Source organism: Psychrobacillus sp. FSL W7-1457 (assembly GCF_038593405.1).
Classification (GTDB): Bacteria; Bacillota; Bacilli; order Bacillales_A; family Planococcaceae; genus Psychrobacillus.
Genome location: NZ_CP151993.1, coordinates 2904841 through 2923923 on the forward strand (window position 1 = coordinate 2904841; position 19083 = coordinate 2923923).

Here is a 19083-nt window from a genome sequence, read left to right on the forward strand (position 1 = left end):
AATTTTATACCCTTCATCAACTAATATGCTTAGGAGTCAGAAAAAGGTAAAAATTGGATTAGTTCGTTGACATATTTCGTGAGCGTTGCTGTAGTGATTCCGTATTGCTCCGCATATTGTTTTTTCGTCACGTTTTTCATTCGTGAGGATACGAACATATACTCAGTCGCCGCTGCCAAAGCACGCGGATTTTTAAAGCCATATCCTTTTTCTAGCGCACGCTCTACTAGCACAAACCACATTTGTAATAACAGTGTCTCTGACTGCTCCAGTGACTTGTTGTTGTCATAAAGTAAATCCGTAGCTGCAATGGCTCTCAAAAATGCTTTTTCTGCCGGAGATTTCTCATCGAATTTATGCCCAAGAGAATTAGCTAAAAACAATTTCTCCATTGTAGTCAGTTCCTCCACTACAATCCACTTAGGGTGTGCGATAATTTCCTGGCGATGACGAGACTTCCCTAATAGATAAAAACCAAAAATACGTTCACTAATATTTTTGTTTTCTAGCTTTTCTAAGATTAAATTCTTTTGTTCCTCGTTATTTGGCTCTACTAGCTCCTTCATTTGTGGGAGCCATGGCTCGAAGCCTGCTTTTTCTGGATCCAGCTTTAAAAGCGCCTTCCACGCATTACGCGCCACTTCCTCATGCCCTGCAAAATAAGCAGAATGAGAAAGCCAAAAATAGAAGCCCGGATCTGCTTCAAATCCTTTTCGTTGAATGCTTCTCAACCATTTGAAGGCTTGTTCATATTTCCCTATTAACGCAAAAGTTGCACCCAATTTGTATCGATGCTCAATAAAATATGGATTTATTTTAGATAAGAGCGCTGTGATTTCTTCCAGATCCTCGTTATTTTTTTCATAGTAGTGAATAACGGCCAAATTACATAATGCATGGATATTCCCATGGTTCTCTCGTAATACCTGGTGCAGTAATGCTTTAGCCTGTTCTTCCTCTCCTAAATAAAAATAAGCAAGCGCTAGGTTATTGAACGCTGCCCAAAAATCCGGATGGTCTGCAATGATTGATTCCAGTAGCTCAACTGCCTCTACAAATTTACCCTGCTCCATAAAGCGTCGGGCTTTTTCTTGAAGGAAAAGCGCCTCACTAGAAGGGGTGTCCAGCTGAAGGTCCACAATATCCTCCTGCTCGGTGAAATCAATGATTTCCATTGCTTCCTCCATATATTCTCCATTAACTTCCTTTTCTAAATAGATTTTGGCAAAGCGATTTGCCTCTATAAAGTTTCCCAAATGGGCGTTTACCTCAGCTAAAAAGAAAATGATATCTCCTTCGTTTGGATCGAGTGAATACGCGCTTCTCAGTAGCTCATGCGCGTAATCGTAGTTATCGAACTCCATTTGTAGGATCGCATATTGCAGTAAGATCATTGGTTCGTCTGGACTTAAATCAGTTGCTCGCTTTAAATATTTTTGTGCTTTTTGTAACTCATCTTTTTGAAGCTCATCTAATGCTTTTTTATAGTAATATTCGCCAGTCGGCAAAAATGAAATTATATTTTCTTTGTCTAGTTTCTTACTTCTTTTTTTATTCAAGATACTCCTCCGAAAAATAATAAGGAACGTTACGGAAACGCTCCTTATTAGTATATTTTCAGTATATCATAAAGTATTATTTTTTATCTGCTTTCGCTTCATGTCTTTTTTGTAACACCTGTAATAAATCATAGTAGCTGACTTTTTGGTTTTGCAATAAAACAAGCAAGTGATAAATGAGATCTGCAGCTTCCCATTTCAGCTCCTCTGCATCATTGTTCTTAGAGGCTATGATTACCTCTGAGGCTTCCTCCCCGACCTTCTTGCATATTTTATCGACACCTTTTTCAAACAAGTAAGTAGTATAAGCACCTTCTGGCATTGTTTGTTGACGTTCTTCGATTGTTTTAATCAATTTAGTCATTACATTATAGCCAGACGCCTCCTCGAATTGTTCTAGGCTCTTATGGAAGCATGTCTCTTCTCCCGTATGACAAGCAGGCCCACTTGGTAGCACCTCTAATACGAGTGCATCTGAGTCACAGTCCGTTTGAATCGATACGACCTTCTGGGTATTTCCGGAGGTTTCTCCCTTATGCCAAAGCTCTTGTCTGCTCCGACTGAAGAACCATGCCTCTTTCGTCTCCACTGTTTTTTCATATGCCTCTTCATTCATATATGCAAGCGTTAAAACCTCTCTTGTAACGGCATGCTGTACAATTACTGGGATTAGTCCTTTATCGTCAAATGTTAATGTAGCCATGTTCTTACTCCCCTTCAAGGCTTGCTCAATTACTTATTGTTTGTAGCGCCTCTTTTAATGTAAAACGATTGTTGTATAACGCTTTTCCTGTGATTACTCCGCTAACGCTAGAAATTTTAGAGAGTTCCGCTACTGCCTCGATGTCCTCTAAGGAGCTGATTCCTCCCGATACAATAATCGACAGTCCGGTTGCTTCTGCTAGCTCTTTGTTCGCTTTTAAGTTGGGACCTTGCAATGTTCCATCAGTCGCAATGTCTGTAAAAATAACGTGTTTCGCACCTTTAGAGGCAAAATATTGCCCTACTTCAATGGCGGACTGGCTAGAAGTTTCCAGCCAGCCATGTGTTGCTACCATGCCATCCTTCGCATCTAACCCAATGACGATTCGATCACCGCCATACTCTTGAATCAGATCGGCAACAAGCTCTGGCTGTGAAATGGCAAGACTACCTATAATGACACGATTGACCCCGTGATCAAGATAGTAGCTCACATCCTCGCTAGATCGTATTCCTCCGCCTATTTGAACGTTAACCGGTAGCTCTTTCGCAATACGGATAACCTCCTTGGCATGAATCTTTTCGCCATCCTTTGCCCCGTCTAGATCAACCAAATGAATCCAGGTTGCCCCTTCATCGACAAACTTTTTTGCCATATCAAATGGAGAATCTCCATATATAGTTTCTTGTTCATAGTCCCCTTGATACAGGCGTACACATTTACCGCCCTTCATATCGATTGCGGGATATACTTGTATTGAGCTCATGAAATTCCTCCTTATGTAAGTAGACCCTTTGTAGAAGGAACACCCTTCACTCGATCATCTATTGTAATGGCATCGTCGATCGCTCGAGCTAGTGCCTTGAAAATCGCTTCGATCATATGGTGGGTATTCGCTCCGTAGTGAACAATGACATGGACGTTCATACGAGCCTCTAAAGCAAATTTCCAAAGAAATTCGTGAACCAGCTCCGTATCAAATGTTCCGACCTTTTGCGTTGGAAACTGGGCTCTAAATTCTAAATGAGGTCTGTTTGAAATGTCAATTACAACCTGGGCTAATGCATCATCCATTGGAACAAACGCATTTCCATAGCGCTTGATACTCTTTTTGTCTCCTAGTGCCTCTTTTACTGCTTGCCCTAATACAATACCGATATCTTCCGTTGTGTGGTGGTCGTCTATATGTGTATCGCCATTTGCTTTAATTGTGGCATCGAACAGGCCATGCTTCGTAAACAGGTCCAGCATATGATCCATAAAAGGAACACCAGTCTCAATATCCGCCTTGCCCTCTCCGTCCAGATTAATATCTACATAAACCTTTGTTTCGTTGGTCATTCTATCTATTTTAGCAATTCGATTTGGTTTCATTTTGCATTCCCCTTCTCCCAGCTTCTTGATTCGACAGATCGAGCGTGTCCCTCTAATTGCTCGAGTCTAGCCAAACGAGCGATTTTAGGATATTGCTCCTGCCACATTTCCTCCGAATAATACACGACACTCGTTTTCTTTACAAAATCGTCTATATTTAAGCCACTTGAAAAACGAGCCGTACTGTTCGTTGGAAGCACATGGTTCGTACCGGCAAAATAGTCGCCGACTGGCTCACTGCTATATCGACCGATGAATATAGCTCCAGCGTGCTTGATCTGCTCACTCAGCTCTATTGCATTTTCCGTAATAATTTCTAAATGCTCAGGAGCAAGCTCATTAGTTGCCTTGACTGCCTCTTGAAGTGATTGTGCCAAATAGATACGACCGTAGTTTTCTATAGAGGCCCGTGCAATTTCTTCACGAGGAAGCTGCTGTAGCTGTCTCTCTACTTCTATGGAGACCTGCTTGGCTAAACGCTCACTAGTGGTAATTAAAACCGAACTCGCAAAGGCATCATGCTCCGCCTGTGCCAATAAATCGGCTGCTACCTCATCTGCATAGGCAGTATCATCGGCAATAATCGCTATTTCACTTGGCCCAGCAATCATATCGATTGCCACCTTGCCAAACACTTCTCGTTTCGCAAGTGCCACATAACTGTTACCTGGTCCAGTTATTTTATCCACAGGTTGAATGGATTCTGTTCCGTAAGCCAGCGCCGCAATCGCTTGAGCGCCTCCTACCTTATAGATTTCTGTTATTCCAGCTATTTTTGCTGCGACTAGAACCGAAGCAGGAAGCCTGCCATCCTTAGAAGGTGGCGATACGATAACTACTCGAGTTACACCTGCGACAATGGCTGGAATCGCATTCATGAGTACGGATGATGGATATGCCGCTGTCCCACCTGGCACATATAAGCCGACTGCATCTAATGGTGAGATTCTATATTGAATAAACGAGTTTTTCTCTAGAGCCAATTCAATATTTTGTCTCGCCTGCTTCTCATGAAATGTACGAATATTATTCGCTGCTTCCTTCAAATCCTCTATCAGCTGAGGATCAAAGCCGATGAACGCCTCCTCCATCTCTTCCTCTGACACCCTCAGACTGGAAAGCTTAACTCCATCCCATTTTTCTGTATAGGCGAGTAACGCTTGGTCTCCATTTGCTTGTACCTCTGAAATAACCTCTCGAACGGTTGTGAGGTGAGTCATATTAGCCTGCTCCACAGAGCGCTGTAATGTGAGGCTTTCTGTAAGCTTCTCTATTTTCATCATGGTATTCCCTACCTTTTTTGAAGTTCTTTATTTAGCTTGGCAACGAACTCTCGAATCCGCTCACTTTTTACACGATAGCTTACAGGATTCACGATTAATCGAGAGGATATATCCACGATTCTTTCATATTCCACTAAGCCGTTTTCTTTTAGCGTTTGTCCTGTCGACACGATATCCACGATCCGGTCGGCTAGGCCTATCATTGGAGCCAGCTCTATCGAACCGTTCAGCTCAATGATTTCCACCTGCTCCCCTTTTTCCTTATAAAAATTAGTGGCTATTGTTGGATATTTAGTTGCAACACGAGGGGCAATCTCATTCATCACCGTATGCGGCAGTCCTGCTGTTGCAATATAGCAATTACTAATATGTAAATCTAATAATTCATGCACATCTCGATGCTGCTCCAGTAAAACGTCCTTGCCAGCTATTCCAATATCAGCAACCCCATGTTCCACGTAAACCGGGACATCCATTGGCTTCGCTAAGATGAACTGGATTCGCTCATCCGGCGCTTCTACGATCAGCTTGCGAGAATCGCTAATTTCAGCTGGTAAATTAAACCCTGCTTCGACAAATAGTTGATAGGCTTCCTCAAAAATGCGCCCTTTCGGCATCGCAATCGTTAATTCATTCACCTGCAAAACCACCTTCTACTACCTTAATTATTTCCTGAAAGCTATATTGGTAGGCCTCTAAATCATGGACACTGCCCTCATATTGAAGCGTTACGCGCTCCCCAATACTACGTCTTGCCTCTGCTAGAACATTAGCTTTTAGGAAGGAGCCTTTATCAAATAAAATAAGTGTATGTTTTTCATTTTTCTCTTTTTTAGGGAGAACCTCTAGCAGCCGATCTACTCTTAATCCAAAGCCGGTTGCCCCTACATTTTGTTCAAATTGCTTAAATAGCTCGTCATACCTTCCACCATTTCCAAGAGGAAAGCCACTGCCAGCGGCATGAATCTCAAACAGCATGCCAGTGTAATAGCTCATATGGCTTGCTAATGAAAAGTCGAAGGAATAAATAGAGGGATCACTCAGCTGAAGCTCTAATAGCTGCTGGAGCTGTATAATCTGATCCACTAAATATTGCTGCTCGTTTGTCAAAAGCTGTCTAAAATCTTCCACGGATTTCGCTGCCATCGTATGATCCACCAGCATAGTCAAATTCTCTTGTTGAATAGCGGATAGCTCTAAGTCATCCAGCATTTTCATAAATCCTACAAAATTCTTTTCGACTAGGAGCATTCTTAGCGTTTCCACCTGCTCCGACTTGTTTGTATTATTTGAGAGAATAGCTGTCAAAAGCCCCGCGTGCCCAATCGTAATTTGAAAATTATCCACGCCTAACGCTTTAATGAGCTCCACAGCCGTATAAATAATCTCGCTGTCTCCGTAAGGACTAAAATCACCGATCAGCTCTAAGCCTAGCTGTTCAAATTCCGCTGGTCTTCCACCCTCCCGTTGCTGCGCACGAAAGACATTGGCATAGTACGCAAGGCGAAGCGGATTCTTTTCTTTTAATAGCTTTGATGCTGCTATTCTAGCAATAGGCGTCGTCATATCAGGTCGTAAAACGAGCATCTCTCCTTGGTTATCCACCAATTTAAATAACGACGACTCGTCTATTGCCGACGCCTTCCCAATCGTCTCAAAATACTCGACCGATGGTGTTTTTATAAAATCATATCCTTTGGTGCGAATAAAATCTCTCGCGACGGATCGTATGTACTCTTTTTGCTCATTAACCTCTGGGAATGAATCTCTCATCCCAAGCGGCTTCTCAAACATTTGAATTTTACTCATTGTCCCACCCCTAATTCACTTCACTGTAGTAGAGTGCTAATATAATAAATTAAATAAATTTTATACTATTTCAGACTATTCGTCAACTTCATAAGCTTATAGATTTCAGTGCTCTTTTAATTCAGTAAACCACTCCCCAGCAGGTTCAGTGCTTGGCACGCAGTTATCGGGTTTTCTGCAATACTTTCGTATTTCGCGCAACACTTAACTTGTTTTCCGCAACACTTTTGAATTTAACGCAACACTTCGGATTTTGGTGCAACACTTATACCCTTTTTCGCAACACTTTAATTTCGTGCAACACTTAACTTGTTTTCCGCAACACTTTTGAATTTGGCGCAACACTTAACTTGTTTTCCGCAACACTTTTGAATTTCGTGCAACACTTCGGATTTTGGTGCAACACTTCTACCCTTTTTCGCAACACTTTAATTTCGTGCAACACTTAATTCGTTTTTCGCAACACTTTTGAATTTAGCGCAACACTATTCTTGTTTTCCGCAACACTTTGCCGCGTTCTCCAAATACTTTTACTTATCCCCAGTGTTTCATTCATTTTAAATTTGGAACCTGCACTATTCTCAACCGTATTAAAGTAAAGCCGCTGTTTAGTTTGGGTGATCTATATTCTTTAATTGTCGGGGGGAACCAATATGATAGGCGAAATCTTCATCGTAGTAGTCTTAATGATACCGCTTTATGCCTTCTTTATTTGGACTTACAATTTTCCTGAAGAAAGCTTATTATGGGGAAAACGCTGGATGTACGAAGAAACACCGGAAGTTTCTCCAAAAGTTATCCTCTATATGAAGTTCGCTTCAATCGTTGCTATGATTGGTACACCTATTGTTTTTTAAAGTTACTTTTTAAAAGAGTCTACTTTTGGACTTGCTTTAATGAGGTTAATGTTTGTCTCTTTCGTTGGTGCGACTATAATATTTACCCGCAACAGGAAATATAAATAAGGCTCACATTTCTTGTTTGAGGAGGTGCTTTGGTTACGTATGGCATTACAAAAAAATCAGTTCCAATTTACACGAAGTAAAATTGGAACTGATTTTTATTAAGAGGCAGGCTTTATCCTACGCACTTATTTTTGTTTAAATAGGCTATATTAAAGGCTTGGGTTGATTTTTCGTGATGTGGTTTTGTTTGTGAAATGTTGCACTTAAACTAACGCAGCAGGTTAGTTTAACTAAGAAGGTTTTTATACTATTGTGTTGAATAAGTTAATATATGTAAATTATTGAACAAAGGGGGTGCTTTACTTCAAGGCAGGGGGTTGCACTTTTTTCTTGACCAAATAATGCAGTTTAATAAATTTATTTTATGGAGGGATTTGACTTGAAACAGTCAACTTATATAATTGGTGCATTTATATTAGGTATATCGGTAGTAATATCTTCTTTTATTTTTTATAGCACCTTTTCAAATTCATTAAGTAAGGTAAGTGATCCTCAAACAGTAACGAATTCAATGCCTGATTTAATGACTAAAATACAACTTTCCGAATATCTTCAGATAAGTGAGCAATCATTAGAAGGCATTATTAAAAAAGATGAATTTGATAAGGCAAAATTAAGTAGCTATGACACTTATCAATTTATTCCATACTTAAAAATCGATAATCAGGAAAGATTCTTAAAAGCAGAGATAGATGTATGGTTGAAGTATAAGAATGATCACCACTAATTCACTAACGCGTGCTTTAGCAAAATATGGCCATCATTTTGAACTGCCCCATAAATGTTAGATACCAACTAACATTTATGGGGCAGTTCACTTTTCAGGTAATCAGATAGGAAATATAAAAGTCATTTAAATCACTTGTCTAGTTATGTTAGAAAATCTATAAGGTTGGAAAAACTAGACAGAGAGGTTGCATGAAATTCATTTTTTCACGCAACCTCTCTATTTAAGTGAAATCAGCTTATTTTTTAAAAATAGGCTTTTTCCCATACGTGCCCCAGCGCCAAAAGTACTCCACTGGTCCATAACGGTATTGGGATACCCACCATTTGCTAAATAATACTTGAAGAGCAAAGAAGGCAAAGGCTAGCATAAAGCCTGTCGTGTAAGAAATGCTGTTGTATAAGCCAAAACCATAGCTATAAAAAATGAATGTCATCACCGTCGATTGAAGTAAATAGTTTGTCATCGACAGCCGTCCAACGTAGGAAAGAGGCTGTAACAGTTTACGTGCGAATGGTAGCTCGACTAATAAAATAATGCTCATCATATAGAAAAGGGAAATAAGTGGACCACCCAGTTGTTGAAAACCGATAAATATCATGCTTTCCATATTGACATAGCCTAAAAGTTTAATCCCAAATCCTAAGATCAATCCAGCAAATAACAAGCGCTTTAATAAAGGCTTATGTGCGCTTGCATTGGATAGCCATTTTAGTTTCGCGAATGCAGCCCCTATTAGCATTATACCTAACACGCCGACAGCCATTACAAGTGCGTGATTTTCAGTGCTCATGCTCCACCAGTCGGCAAAGCGCTGTAAAAAAATCTCACTAAATGTGCCGTCACGATAGGCTGCAATCGATTTTTGCCCACCCTCTGAAAATTCTTCCAAAAAGTCGCCCTCTGGCATGCGTTGAAGTAGAGGTAAGAAAGCGGAACCAATATAAAGGGCGATTCCTGTTCCAAGCAATGCCTTACCGCTTATTTTATAAAACAAAATGAAGAAGAAGCCTGTTAGTGCATACATCAGTAGGATGTCGCCACTCCAAATTAAAAAGGCGTGGATAAGACCGATTACAAGTAAGATAGTCAGTCTTTTGGAAAATATTTTTGGAAATGAAATGCCTTTTTTTAGCGAGTTTTCAGCAATAATTATTGCGCCGTAACCAAACATGAACGCAAAAAGAGGGTAAAAGCTACCCTGTGCAAATAGCTCGACAAAACTTGATAAAATAAAATCCAAGTTACTAGACTTGTCTTCAAAGCCGCCCATGTAAAGAACGGGGCTGTTAAAGGTAGGCATGTTTACGAGAAGAATACCTAGTAAGGCAAATCCTCGTAAAATATCAATCGAAATAGTTCGATTTGTTTCTGGTAAAAGTTTGTTTTTTGTTTTCATAGGCTGTACCTCCAATACTTAATTAATCATTCAGAAATGAGTGACTAAAGGTGAGTATAAAGGGTGGAGTAACTCTAGAGTAAAGAGTTATTTTGAAATAACGTATAAAATAGCCATAAAAAAACACCTATTCCACAGAACAGGTGTTTTTGCAATGATTTCGATTAAAATTCCACATGAATAATGCACGTACGCTAAGCTGTAACAGTTTGTTTTACTTTTACACTAATTTTCGTTACAAACTCCTCTTCTTCTAGAGCAGCAATGGAATGAAGTAAGTATTCCTCATACACATCGCCGTCCATTTCCAAGTTTTGAGTAGCTAACGAATTGATTAGTTGCGTATAAGTGTCGTCGATGAAATCGAATGGTCCTTTATGGTAGATGATGGCGTATAATCCGGCTGGCTTTTTCTTCGCGTTGCTCGTGTCTACGTGACAAAATAAGTGATGTAAGTCATCTTCCTCTTGAAAGAGTTGCTCTTTTGCATAAACGGTTCCATGTGCGGCAGTGCTTTTCACGCCGAGTTCTTTAAGAAATTGGCTAGAGCGTTGATACAAATCCTCAATGGACAAGGACCAGTCTAGTTTTTCCTCGCTATAAACAATAGATTCCTCAGGTAATTGTTTGAATAGTACTTCTCCAAACGGAATGTCTTTCATTTCATTTGTCAATTCTACGACACGCTGTAAAAAAAACTGAATGTCCTGTAGTTTTTTTAGCTCCAGTGCCAATTGTTTACTTTTCTTCATTGCGAGCTGCTGTAAGGAATGGATTGTCGGTGCCTCAAAATACGTTTTTAATTCTTTAATCGGTAATTCCACTTGGCGTAGCGAATGTATCGCCATGAACTGATCAAACTGCTCAAATGTATAATAGCGATAACCGTTAGAGTGGATACCCGCAGGTTTAAATAAATCAATTTTATCGTAATACAATAGTGTGTCTTTATTAATATCGAGAAGCTTAGCGAATTCGCCCGTTGTAAATGTTTTTTGATGATAAGTTTTCATTTTTGTCTCTTCCCCTTTACTCTGGAGTAACTCCATAGTTTATACTCTTTTTGTAAGAATAACAAGAAGGTGCATGGAAGACAAGAAAACACTTTGACTAACAAAGATTATTGATGAATAGATATTAGTTCCTATTTATCTTGCTAGTTTGCATCAAGAAAGGAACGATTTTTATGCCAAAAACCGTTTTTCCAACGCTTTTAACGATTAGTAACTTTACTTGTGGGATGTTATCAATCTTTGCAGTGCTCGAGGGAAATTTCAATGCAGCGATTGGATTTATTTTGTTTGGTTTACTGTTTGATATATTTGATGGCTGGACAGCCAGACAGCTAGAGGCTGTCTCCGCATTTGGAAAAGAGCTTGATTCACTTTCTGATATTATAACGTTTGGGATAGCACCAGCGCTTTTTGCTTACCACGTTTTATTAAGTGATTTAGGACAGGTAGGCTTATTCCTCGTACTTATTTACAGCGTGTGTGCAGCACTTCGCTTAGCGCACTTTAATGCGACACAGAGCAATTTACCAACTTTTATTGGCTTGCCTGTACCAGCAGCGGCGATCGGTCTACTTTTAGTGACAAATTTGTTATCGCCTACGTTCGTTGCCATTACGACATGCCTACTTTCTTATTTAATGATCAGTAATGTAAAGTTTCCACATGCTAAAAAAGTTAAGGCAGAAGAGGAACAAACAGTATGATGGAATTATTTGAGGAGCTCATAACTAGCTATGGCTATGTCGCTATCTTTATCATACTTGCTTTAGGTTTATTTAGCCTGCCGATTCCAGATGAATTGATGATTTTACTCGTCGGCTATTTTACAAAAATCGGCCTACTTCATTACAGCTTGACGTTTGTGGTCGTGTTTGTCGGTTCATTATGTGGGATGATGTTTAGTTATCTCATTGGGAAACGAGCAGGACGTCCACTACTTGATTGGCTTGGTCGGTGGATGAGTGTTACAAAAAAATGGGGAAGTAAAGCCGAAAGCTGGATAGAAAAGCATGGTGCACCAGCGATTATCGTGAGTTATTTTGTACCGGGAATGCGCCATCTTGCTGGATATTTTTGTGGGATGTCCCATATGTCGTTTAAAAGCTATACACTCTATGCAGGCATTAGTGCTGTTATTTGGAGTTTCTTATTTTTAACAATTGGACGGATTTTTTAAATGAAAAATAATAGGAGGTGAAACAACATGGATTCACAAATTACACTATTACCTGTAACAATAGAGGAGTTACCAAAATTTAAAGAGGAATTACAGGCTGCATTTATGAAGGGCTTGCAAGATAGCTATCCAGGTGCAGAGAACCCAACAGAAATGGGACCAATTCCATCAGAGGAAGATATGCAGCATTCATTATATGCGGAGGGTGTTGTCATTCTTCATATTGTATTAGCTGGTGAAAAGGTCGGAGGCGTCGTGCTACGCATTAACGAGGAAACGCAGCGCAATGAAGTCGATTTTTTATATATAAGTGCAGACGGAAAAGGCCTTGGCACGAAAGCTTGGGCAGCAATTGAGGTCACCTTCCCGAAAACGAAAGTGTGGGAGTTACATACACCATACTTTGAAAAGCGTAACATTCATTTTTATGTCAATAAATGCGGCTTCCATATCGTCGAATTCAATCATAAAGGCAATCCTGGTCCAAATGTGGAAGGTGAAGAGCCAGAGTCCGATGAAGAATATGAATTTTTCCGTTTTGAAAAAGTAATGAAGCCAGAAAGTAGTTAAAGTAATGCAACAGAAGCTGTCGCAGTTATGGAGGGCGTATGACGATCATCATTGCGCACCGTTTATCGACCATTACAAATGCCGACCAAATTCTTGTTTTTGAAAACGGGCGTTTATCTGGTCAAGGTACGCATGAATCATTACAAAAAGAGCATCCATATTATCAGCAGTTGCTGGAAAATGGGCGTTTAGTGGAACAATAAATATAGAAGCCTTTAGCAATGGGAAAAGTACCTTATAGAATAGACACTTTGAAAAAGTCTATTCTATAAGGTACTTTAAAAGAATAAAAACAATTAAAAGTAATTCATACATACATGCAGTTATGGCAATCATTGCACAATGATTAGATCTAAAAGTGATAACACTTAAACTTTCTGTTTTATTTAATTCAATAACCTTTTTCAGCAATAGGGCGCGATTCTTCAATATAATGTGAGGATCAAGTGGAAGGTTTTTATCAGTTATTAAGCCTTTTGCACAATCAGGAGAATATTACCGAGTTATTTTGGTGGTGATAGTTCACTTTCTATTAACCACTTATGATTTCTAACTTTTTCTCCTGTAGTAGAAATATAATCTACCATATACACAGTTGTATCATAAGCACCAACAATTGTAGCTTCAGCACCCTTCATGTTAGGCATATGGTCAGCATTTATAATAGCTTTACTTCCTATTGGGAAAGCGGGATTTTCAGCTATTTTTAAACCTTCTGGAATTTCTCCTGCACTTGAATGATTCATTTTCATATTGTCCATCATCAATATATTTTGTAACCAAGTTGCATGTCGTTGTTCATCATGTGAGGCATGCATAAAGTGCATTTGAACATGATGAGTTGTTGTTCTTGATGCAATATCCTGATAATAAGCAGCAGCCTCTAATTCATTTTGAATTGCTTTTTGGATACCTTCTTTAAAATCTCTTGGTATTTCCCCAAATGTAATTTGTGGTTGTTGCCCACCCATCATCCTTAAAATCATTGTGAACCAATGATAATGCTTCAATTCATCGTGCTGTATTCTTAAAATAATCTGTCTGAACTGTTCATTGGGAGTTAATTGAATTAATCTTTGATAAAAATTATAAGCATGAACTTCTAAATTAATTGCTCTTGAAATGTCTTTTATTAGATGCGCGTCACTAGTTAAATCCATTCCCATTTCCATAGGATTGCTACCAAAACCGTTTTGCATATTAAAATTCACAAAGTTTTCTTCCTTTTACTTTTTTAAGCTAGTATATGGTTATCTGGTCAATATGTTTTTTTTAGCGTAACACTATTTAAAAATATTCTTACAGGAATAAAGCAAATTCATGAATTAAAGTGATTTAAATGTATATTACATTAAAGTGGAGAAAAATAAATATAGTATTATTCCATAATATACTATCTATATATAAGTGAGTTTTTTTTATTCCATCAAACCAGCCAATAGTTTGTCAATATTTATTAATGAAAAACAAAAATAGTTCATGCTATACTAAATTTGTGCATGCCAAATAACCTTTCAAATTTCTACGTTTGGAAAGGTTTAGGATATTTGGATATATTTTGAACTAGGCTAGATCTTGGAAATCTGACTTGCTTTTTAATAGTGCATAAATCCAATGTAAAAGCTTATTTGCACATGCTATTACAGCCACTTTAAAGGGCTTTCCTTCTTCACGTTTCTTATCATAAAACTCACGTAACCTCTTATTTCGAGGAATGAGTTCATCTGTCGTTTTCTTCTTGCGACAATCACGAATGGCACTTTTTACGGCCATATATAAGGCGTGTCGTAGTCTACTAGAACCTCTTTTGGTAATCCGATTCAAAGTACCTTTGAATGTACCAGATTCAAAAACACTTGGATCAATTCCTGCAAAGGCAACTAATTTTTTAGGGTGATTAAACCGATCGATTTCCCCAATCTCAGAAATAATCGTTGCCGCGATTTTCTCGCCGATACCGGGAATAGATTGGAGAATCTTATATTCTTCCATGTTTTTCGCTAAAACATCTATCTCTTCTTCCAGATTGGATAGGTGTTTTTTGTATTCCAGAAGCATTTTAATATACATATCCATGCTTAAAATAAGGCTGTGGTATAAGGTTTTCTGAAATGGATTACGATTTGCGGCTGTCTTCAATTTTTCTGACTTGCTGTTTGCCCATTGTTGCGAACGGCTTTTACAGAATTCTTTTATCTTTTTTGCGATTGTTTCTTCACTAGTAGCCAATACTTCCTCTGAAGTAGGGAATGATTGGAGCGAAAGTAAGGAAACGTCTGAATACAAATCTCCAAAAACACCACAGTATTCAGGAAATACTTGGTCTAAAACGGACTGGAATTGTAGTTTGGTTTGTACATACATACCAGTAATATTTTCATGTTGTCTTGTAAGGTTACGTAAATTTAAGAGCTGGATTCCTCGTTGTTTATAAGGCTCTAGATCCTCTTTATAAAACATCTCGCAGAGATGACGAGCGTCTATGATATCCGTCTTTACTTTACGTAAACTTGAACTCTTTGCTCGATACGAAACGAGTGGATTAACCATGATTAATAAATATCCTCTCTCTTCGAAAAATTGGACAACTGGTGTATGATAATGGCCTGTAGATTCCAAAACAATCGGGGGCCTTTCTCCAGAAGCCTCTTCTATTTCTCTAATAAACTCTAAAAGAATTGTAAGCCCTTCAAGTGTATGAGCCACTTTAAAGCTCTTTTTGTACGGTTGCTTTTTCTCCAAGAATGCTTGAACCTGACTTTCGCCTTTTGCCACATCCAGACCAATTACTGGATTCATCATTATTTTCCTCCTTGTCATACAATTAACCGGTAACCCCTATTCCTCCATGTAGTATCATAGCTTCGCTTGTTATACGAGATCAGAGTCCCAACCAGCCTCAATCATGTTTCTACAAGTAGGGGGCGAACTGTTTAATTGACGGGATCATTAGCCCCACGGGTGCTTACGTTCTACCCCGGCTACCGCAATCATATATCGATATAAAAAAAGGTCAACCAGAAATATCTGGCTAACCTTATAATACGAAAGGGTGCTTTAGTAAAAAACAATATCAAAGTTAAATGAGCCAGGATAAAATATCCTAGCTCATTTTTTATGTGTATTCTAAATCAACCCTTACCTTTAACATAGCCTTTAAATATATCTTACTATTTGTTCAAGAGGAAGACGTGATGATCCATAAGCCGGTGCTGCTGCTTTACCAATAGCAATAAGTAAAATAGGGATTTCATTCTGCGGTAAATTAAATTTCTCCGCAAATTTCACTTTGTCAAAGCCACCCATTGGCACTGTGTCATAGCCCATGTCCTTAGCTAATAGCATGATCTGCATGGATATAAGTCCTGCATCGAAATGAACAATGTTTTTCATCACTTCTTCAGGAAGATTTCCGTATAAAGAAAGAGAGCTTTCAATCATGAAACTAGCTATTTCTCTACTCATATAGCCTTTTTCGAAATTAGTATCATAAATGTTTTCTGCATTTTTGTACATTTCTAGGTCCCCGAGTACAGCGATAATAGCAGATGATGTCTCTACTTGTTCTTGATTATTAGCGATTGGTCGCAATTCTTTTTTAACTTGTTGGTCCTCAATAACTATAAAGCGCCATGGTTGCATATTACTTGAGGAAGGCGCTGTAATTGCTTTTTGTAACAAAGTTTGTAGATCCTCATGTGGAATAACGACATTTTCTTTATATTTACGAACTGATTTTCTTTCATGAATCAATTGGTCGATTGTTGTATGTGTTTTTTGCATATAAAAAACCCCTTTTCAAATTTTAATGATTTTTTTAGTTCGTGTTATCAATCAATTTCTTGACTAGTGTTTGAAGCTGTTGAATCTCTTGATCGGTAAATCCATTAAATAATTCGTCTATGAATTCATTTTTACCTAAATCACAGTCTTCCAAAGTAGCGATACCAGTTTCCGTGATTTGGACAATGACTTCTCTATTATTTTGCTTATTACGATTGCGAACGACAAAGTTTTTCTCTTCAAGTATTTTTAAATGTCTTGTGATCGCACCTTGATCTATTTTCAACGTTTGCTGTAGCTCTATTTGGGAAAGCTGTGCGCGTTCAAATATGGTGTTAAGCATTTCATATCTAGTTAGGCTAATACCTGTCTTCTTTTCAAAGTTTTGAGCTATGCGCCTATCAAGACTTTTAAGCATCAGTAATGTTTGTTTTATTTCTTTATAGGACTTAGCCATCTTTCCCCTCCTAACAGACTTAACTCTTGACTAGTCAACTGTTGATTCGTCAATTATAATTCATTAAAATAATTAATCAAGTATTTTGATTCGCACAAAAAAAACTGACGACCATGTTAGTTAGTAACTAACAAATAGTCGTACAGTTTTGTTCATACTTATTTTGCGTTACGCTCTAGCATTTCTTCCTTTGTATAGATAATGCGCATCGGATTTCCTCCAACAAAGCAGCCCTCTGGTACGTCAGCATTTACTAATGTTGCCGCAGAAATAATGGCATCGTTACCGATTGTTACTCCAGGCAAAATAGTAGAATTTGCACCTATTAAAACACGATCTCCGATAATAACATCACCAATTCGGTATTCATCGATTAAATATTCATGTGCTAAAATCGTTGTGTTATAGCCAATAATCGTATTGTCCCCCACTTTAATCCTTTCTGGGAACATCACGTCGACCATGACCATTAAAGCAAAGGAGGTTTCTTTGCCGACCTCCATACGTAGAAAGGTACGGTAAAAAAAGTTTTTCCAGCTTAAGAAAGGAGAATATCTCGCAGCTTGAATAAAAATAAAGTTTTTAATGACCTTCCAAAACGGAACAGTATCGTATACATGCCAAAGGGAATTCGCACCTTTTACAGGAAATCTCTCGGTTTTCCTCATAGAAGCTGTCCTTTTTTAATAGAAAGTAAGTCATTTATATGATGGAGCATGTACGTTGGATTGTATGTTGACAAGAAATCCTCACCTTTTATAGACCAAGCGACCCCAGCAGTATCCACTCCAGCATTTTGTCCACCCACTATATCATGAAAATTATCTCCTATCATAAGGGCATCCTCTTTTGAGACATTCAAATGTTCTAAAGCAAGTAATATTGGTTCTGGATCTGGCTTTGTACGAGAAACATCTTCTAATCCAACAATCGTGTCAAATAATGACTGACACCCCATCAGCTTAAGTCCTCTAGCAATCATTTCTCTTCTTTTAGTCGAAACGATTGCTAGCTTATAGCCGTCATTCTTTAATTTATGAAGCGTTTCGACAACTCCATCGAATGGTGCAACCATTTGGTCATGATGTTCCAAGTTCCATTCTCTGTATGACAAAATGAGCGAATCAGTTTGCGTAGGATCGATCGCTTCACAGGTTTCCTGAAGGGACGGTCCTAAGAAAGGAATGACTGAGTCTCGATCATATTTCCCAGGAAATTTATCTCCTAAAATATGTAAATAACTTTCAATAATGAGCTCATTGGTATCTAATAACGTGCCATCAAAATCAAAAAGCAAAGCCTTGTATGTTACTTCGTTCATGTCGTAAGCACTTCCTTGGTTTTTTTCTGTTCTGATTTACGCCAAATATAAGCGACAATAATCGTCAAGACAAAAGCCGTGATTAATCGAATGAGCAAGAGCGGTAAAATTGGAATCCCTAAGGGAACAAAGATTAACGTATCCTCCACGACCGCATGACAGGCTACTAGGAAGATAAAGGCTAAAGTTGCATCCTTCTTACTAACGCCGTCCTCCTGAACTGCCTGTATCATTACTCCAGCTCCATAAGCTAAACCAATAACAAGACCAGCAACTAGAGTCATAGATGCATTTGGCTGCACCCCAATTACTTTTGTGAATGGTGCAAGCTTATCTGAAAACTTTTGTAAATAGTTTCGATCTTTTAAGAATTGAATAATCACCATTAGTGGAATGACGATTAGCGCAAGCTGCAACACACCAAAGGTAGCCTTTTGAAGACCAAGTAATATAATCTCGAGCCAGCCATCTGGTACACTTTGCGTAGCTGTTACTACTCCATACTTAGCCACTTCGCCTCCGCCCTGCCACACTAGGTTAATAATAACGGCAGAAACTATAGCGAGCCCAAAACGGACGAGTAATACGACCCACAGCTTCACTCCAACCTTTAGTGCAACTCCTGTTTCAATGAAAATATTGTGGGAGAACGATAACATCGTTGCTAATATAAATACTTCTTTTACAGTTAACTCTAATGACAAAATTCCTGCTATACCTGCATACAGATTTAATGCATTCCCTAAAACAAGAGGAATAGCCGCTTCCCCTCGCAAGCCAATCAAGCCCATAAATGGTTCTATAAATTGTATAATCCACGGTAATACAGGTGTATATTGCAAAATAACAACGATTAATGTAATTGGAAAGATAACCTTGCTTAACGTCCATGTTGTCTTTAGACCAGCGGACAATCCCCTTTTAAGAGTTCCCATTTCCATAC

Annotated in this window: 22 protein-coding genes; 6 read left to right on the forward strand and 16 right to left on the reverse strand. The window is 38.6% G+C overall.

The window, feature by feature from the left end; genetic code table 11:
• Positions 1-29: 29 nt before the first annotated feature.
• The 7 genes from NSQ95_RS14150 to NSQ95_RS14180 all read right to left on the reverse strand — a co-directional run bounded on the left by NSQ95_RS14150 (position 30) and on the right by NSQ95_RS14180 (position 6728).
• On the reverse strand, positions 30-1559 hold the full coding sequence (locus NSQ95_RS14150) for a tetratricopeptide repeat protein (RefSeq protein ID WP_342559833.1): 1530 nt from the start codon (positions 1557-1559) through the stop codon (positions 30-32).
• A gap of 76 nt (positions 1560-1635) precedes the next feature.
• Positions 1636-2262 (reverse strand): bifunctional phosphoribosyl-AMP cyclohydrolase/phosphoribosyl-ATP diphosphatase HisIE, encoded by a 627-nt coding sequence (gene hisIE / locus NSQ95_RS14155; protein WP_342559834.1) that lies wholly within the window; start codon positions 2260-2262, stop codon positions 1636-1638.
• A gap of 25 nt (positions 2263-2287) precedes the next feature.
• Positions 2288-3028, reverse strand: coding sequence for a 1-(5-phosphoribosyl)-5-[(5-phosphoribosylamino)methylideneamino]imidazole-4-carboxamide isomerase (gene hisA / locus NSQ95_RS14160; protein WP_342559835.1), 741 nt, complete (start codon positions 3026-3028; stop codon positions 2288-2290).
• Positions 3029-3039: 11 nt separating this feature from the next.
• Positions 3040-3636, reverse strand: a complete 597-nt coding sequence (hisB, locus tag NSQ95_RS14165) for an imidazoleglycerol-phosphate dehydratase HisB (RefSeq protein WP_342559836.1) — start codon at positions 3634-3636, stop codon at positions 3040-3042.
• Complete coding sequence (gene hisD / locus NSQ95_RS14170; protein ID WP_342560819.1) at positions 3633-4916, reverse strand: histidinol dehydrogenase; 1284 nt, start codon at positions 4914-4916, stop codon at positions 3633-3635. The genes hisB and hisD overlap by 4 nt, the downstream gene beginning before the upstream one ends.
• Before the next feature lie 11 nt (positions 4917-4927).
• Entirely contained in the window at positions 4928-5557 is a 630-nt protein-coding gene (hisG, locus tag NSQ95_RS14175) for an ATP phosphoribosyltransferase (protein ID WP_342559837.1), read from the reverse strand.
• Positions 5550-6728: an ATP phosphoribosyltransferase regulatory subunit gene (locus NSQ95_RS14180; protein WP_342559838.1), complete on the reverse strand. Its 1179-nt coding sequence runs from the start codon at positions 6726-6728 to the stop codon at positions 5550-5552. The genes hisG and NSQ95_RS14180 overlap by 8 nt, the downstream gene beginning before the upstream one ends.
• Positions 6729-7381: 653 nt before the next feature.
• On the opposite strand from NSQ95_RS14180, the gene NSQ95_RS14185 reads away from it, so the two are divergent.
• Together NSQ95_RS14185 and NSQ95_RS14190 are read left to right on the forward strand one after the other, a co-directional pair.
• Complete coding sequence (locus NSQ95_RS14185; protein ID WP_342559839.1) at positions 7382-7585, forward strand: hypothetical protein; 204 nt, start codon at positions 7382-7384, stop codon at positions 7583-7585.
• 487 nt (positions 7586-8072) lie between these two features.
• Positions 8073-8420, forward strand: a complete 348-nt coding sequence (locus NSQ95_RS14190) for a Clp protease ClpB (protein ID WP_342559840.1) — start codon at positions 8073-8075, stop codon at positions 8418-8420.
• Positions 8421-8658: 238 nt separating this feature from the next.
• Here the strand turns inward: NSQ95_RS14190 and NSQ95_RS14195 are convergent, their stop codons facing one another.
• Both NSQ95_RS14195 and NSQ95_RS14200 read right to left on the reverse strand, forming a co-directional pair.
• Positions 8659-9819 (reverse strand): DUF418 domain-containing protein, encoded by a 1161-nt coding sequence (locus tag NSQ95_RS14195; RefSeq protein WP_342559841.1) that lies wholly within the window; start codon positions 9817-9819, stop codon positions 8659-8661.
• A 194-nt stretch (positions 9820-10013) separates the two neighbouring features.
• Complete coding sequence (locus NSQ95_RS14200; RefSeq protein WP_342559842.1) at positions 10014-10832, reverse strand: MerR family transcriptional regulator; 819 nt, start codon at positions 10830-10832, stop codon at positions 10014-10016.
• Between the two features lie 173 nt (positions 10833-11005).
• Between NSQ95_RS14200 and pssA the strand changes: the two genes are divergently transcribed.
• Genes pssA through NSQ95_RS14220 form a run of 4 tightly spaced genes read left to right on the forward strand, consistent with a single transcriptional unit; the run spans position 11006 to position 12782 of the window.
• Positions 11006-11536, forward strand: coding sequence for a CDP-diacylglycerol--serine O-phosphatidyltransferase (pssA, locus tag NSQ95_RS14205; protein WP_342559843.1), 531 nt, complete (start codon positions 11006-11008; stop codon positions 11534-11536).
• The gene (locus NSQ95_RS14210) at positions 11533-12009 is read left to right on the forward strand and encodes a DedA family protein (RefSeq protein WP_342559844.1); all 477 of its coding nucleotides are present in this window, start codon (positions 11533-11535) and stop codon (positions 12007-12009) included. Before pssA ends, NSQ95_RS14210 begins: the two co-directional genes overlap by 4 nt.
• Positions 12010-12036: 27 nt before the next feature.
• Positions 12037-12579: a GNAT family N-acetyltransferase gene (locus NSQ95_RS14215; protein ID WP_342559845.1), complete on the forward strand. Its 543-nt coding sequence runs from the start codon at positions 12037-12039 to the stop codon at positions 12577-12579.
• A gap of 38 nt (positions 12580-12617) precedes the next feature.
• Positions 12618-12782 (forward strand): hypothetical protein, encoded by a 165-nt coding sequence (locus tag NSQ95_RS14220; RefSeq protein ID WP_342559846.1) that lies wholly within the window; start codon positions 12618-12620, stop codon positions 12780-12782.
• A 300-nt stretch (positions 12783-13082) separates the two neighbouring features.
• On the opposite strand, the gene NSQ95_RS14225 is transcribed toward NSQ95_RS14220, so the two are convergent.
• The 7 genes from NSQ95_RS14225 to NSQ95_RS14255 all read right to left on the reverse strand — a co-directional run bounded on the left by NSQ95_RS14225 (position 13083) and on the right by NSQ95_RS14255 (position 19075).
• Positions 13083-13790 (reverse strand): DUF1541 domain-containing protein, encoded by a 708-nt coding sequence (locus NSQ95_RS14225; RefSeq protein WP_342559847.1) that lies wholly within the window; start codon positions 13788-13790, stop codon positions 13083-13085.
• 352 nt (positions 13791-14142) lie between these two features.
• Positions 14143-15378 (reverse strand): IS110 family transposase, encoded by a 1236-nt coding sequence (locus NSQ95_RS14230; protein WP_340885901.1) that lies wholly within the window; start codon positions 15376-15378, stop codon positions 14143-14145.
• Positions 15379-15735: 357 nt separating this feature from the next.
• On the reverse strand, positions 15736-16362 hold the full coding sequence (locus tag NSQ95_RS14235; protein WP_342559848.1) for a nitroreductase family protein: 627 nt from the start codon (positions 16360-16362) through the stop codon (positions 15736-15738).
• A 34-nt stretch (positions 16363-16396) separates the two neighbouring features.
• Entirely contained in the window at positions 16397-16819 is a 423-nt protein-coding gene (locus NSQ95_RS14240; protein WP_342559849.1) for a MarR family transcriptional regulator, read from the reverse strand.
• A 158-nt stretch (positions 16820-16977) separates the two neighbouring features.
• Positions 16978-17487: an acyltransferase gene (locus tag NSQ95_RS14245; protein WP_340882655.1), complete on the reverse strand. Its 510-nt coding sequence runs from the start codon at positions 17485-17487 to the stop codon at positions 16978-16980.
• Positions 17484-18140, reverse strand: a complete 657-nt coding sequence (gene ppaX / locus NSQ95_RS14250; protein ID WP_342559850.1) for a pyrophosphatase PpaX — start codon at positions 18138-18140, stop codon at positions 17484-17486. Before ppaX ends, NSQ95_RS14245 begins: the two co-directional genes overlap by 4 nt.
• Positions 18137-19075 carry a nucleoside recognition domain-containing protein gene (locus tag NSQ95_RS14255; RefSeq protein ID WP_342560820.1) on the reverse strand — a complete coding sequence of 313 codons (939 nt, stop codon included), beginning with the start codon at positions 19073-19075 and terminating at the stop codon, positions 18137-18139. Before NSQ95_RS14255 ends, ppaX begins: the two co-directional genes overlap by 4 nt.
• Positions 19076-19083 lie beyond the last annotated feature (8 nt).

Bases quoted from the DNA above. Each gene is read 5' to 3' on its own strand.
- hisIE (WP_342559834.1), bottom strand. From the start codon at position 2,262: ATGGCTACATTAACATTTGACGATAAAGGACTAATCCCAGTAATTGTA.
- hisA (WP_342559835.1), bottom strand. From the start codon at position 3,028: ATGAGCTCAATACAAGTATATCCCGCAATCGATATGAAGGGCGGTAAA.
- hisB (WP_342559836.1), bottom strand. From the start codon at position 3,636: ATGAAACCAAATCGAATTGCTAAAATAGATAGAATGACCAACGAAACA.
- hisD (WP_342560819.1), bottom strand. From the start codon at position 4,916: ATGAAAATAGAGAAGCTTACAGAAAGCCTCACATTACAGCGCTCTGTG.
- NSQ95_RS14180 (WP_342559838.1), bottom strand. From the start codon at position 6,728: ATGAGTAAAATTCAAATGTTTGAGAAGCCGCTTGGGATGAGAGATTCA.
- NSQ95_RS14185 (WP_342559839.1), top strand. From the start codon at position 7,382: ATGATAGGCGAAATCTTCATCGTAGTAGTCTTAATGATACCGCTTTAT.
- NSQ95_RS14195 (WP_342559841.1), bottom strand. From the start codon at position 9,819: ATGAAAACAAAAAACAAACTTTTACCAGAAACAAATCGAACTATTTCG.
- NSQ95_RS14200 (WP_342559842.1), bottom strand. From the start codon at position 10,832: ATGAAAACTTATCATCAAAAAACATTTACAACGGGCGAATTCGCTAAG.
- pssA (WP_342559843.1), top strand. From the start codon at position 11,006: ATGCCAAAAACCGTTTTTCCAACGCTTTTAACGATTAGTAACTTTACT.
- NSQ95_RS14210 (WP_342559844.1), top strand. From the start codon at position 11,533: ATGATGGAATTATTTGAGGAGCTCATAACTAGCTATGGCTATGTCGCT.
- NSQ95_RS14215 (WP_342559845.1), top strand. From the start codon at position 12,037: ATGGATTCACAAATTACACTATTACCTGTAACAATAGAGGAGTTACCA.
- NSQ95_RS14220 (WP_342559846.1), top strand. From the start codon at position 12,618: ATGACGATCATCATTGCGCACCGTTTATCGACCATTACAAATGCCGAC.
- NSQ95_RS14230 (WP_340885901.1), bottom strand. From the start codon at position 15,378: ATGAATCCAGTAATTGGTCTGGATGTGGCAAAAGGCGAAAGTCAGGTT.
- NSQ95_RS14235 (WP_342559848.1), bottom strand. From the start codon at position 16,362: ATGCAAAAAACACATACAACAATCGACCAATTGATTCATGAAAGAAAA.
- NSQ95_RS14240 (WP_342559849.1), bottom strand. From the start codon at position 16,819: ATGGCTAAGTCCTATAAAGAAATAAAACAAACATTACTGATGCTTAAA.
- NSQ95_RS14245 (WP_340882655.1), bottom strand. From the start codon at position 17,487: ATGAGGAAAACCGAGAGATTTCCTGTAAAAGGTGCGAATTCCCTTTGG.
- ppaX (WP_342559850.1), bottom strand. From the start codon at position 18,140: ATGAACGAAGTAACATACAAGGCTTTGCTTTTTGATTTTGATGGCACG.
- NSQ95_RS14255 (WP_342560820.1), bottom strand. From the start codon at position 19,075: ATGGGAACTCTTAAAAGGGGATTGTCCGCTGGTCTAAAGACAACATGG.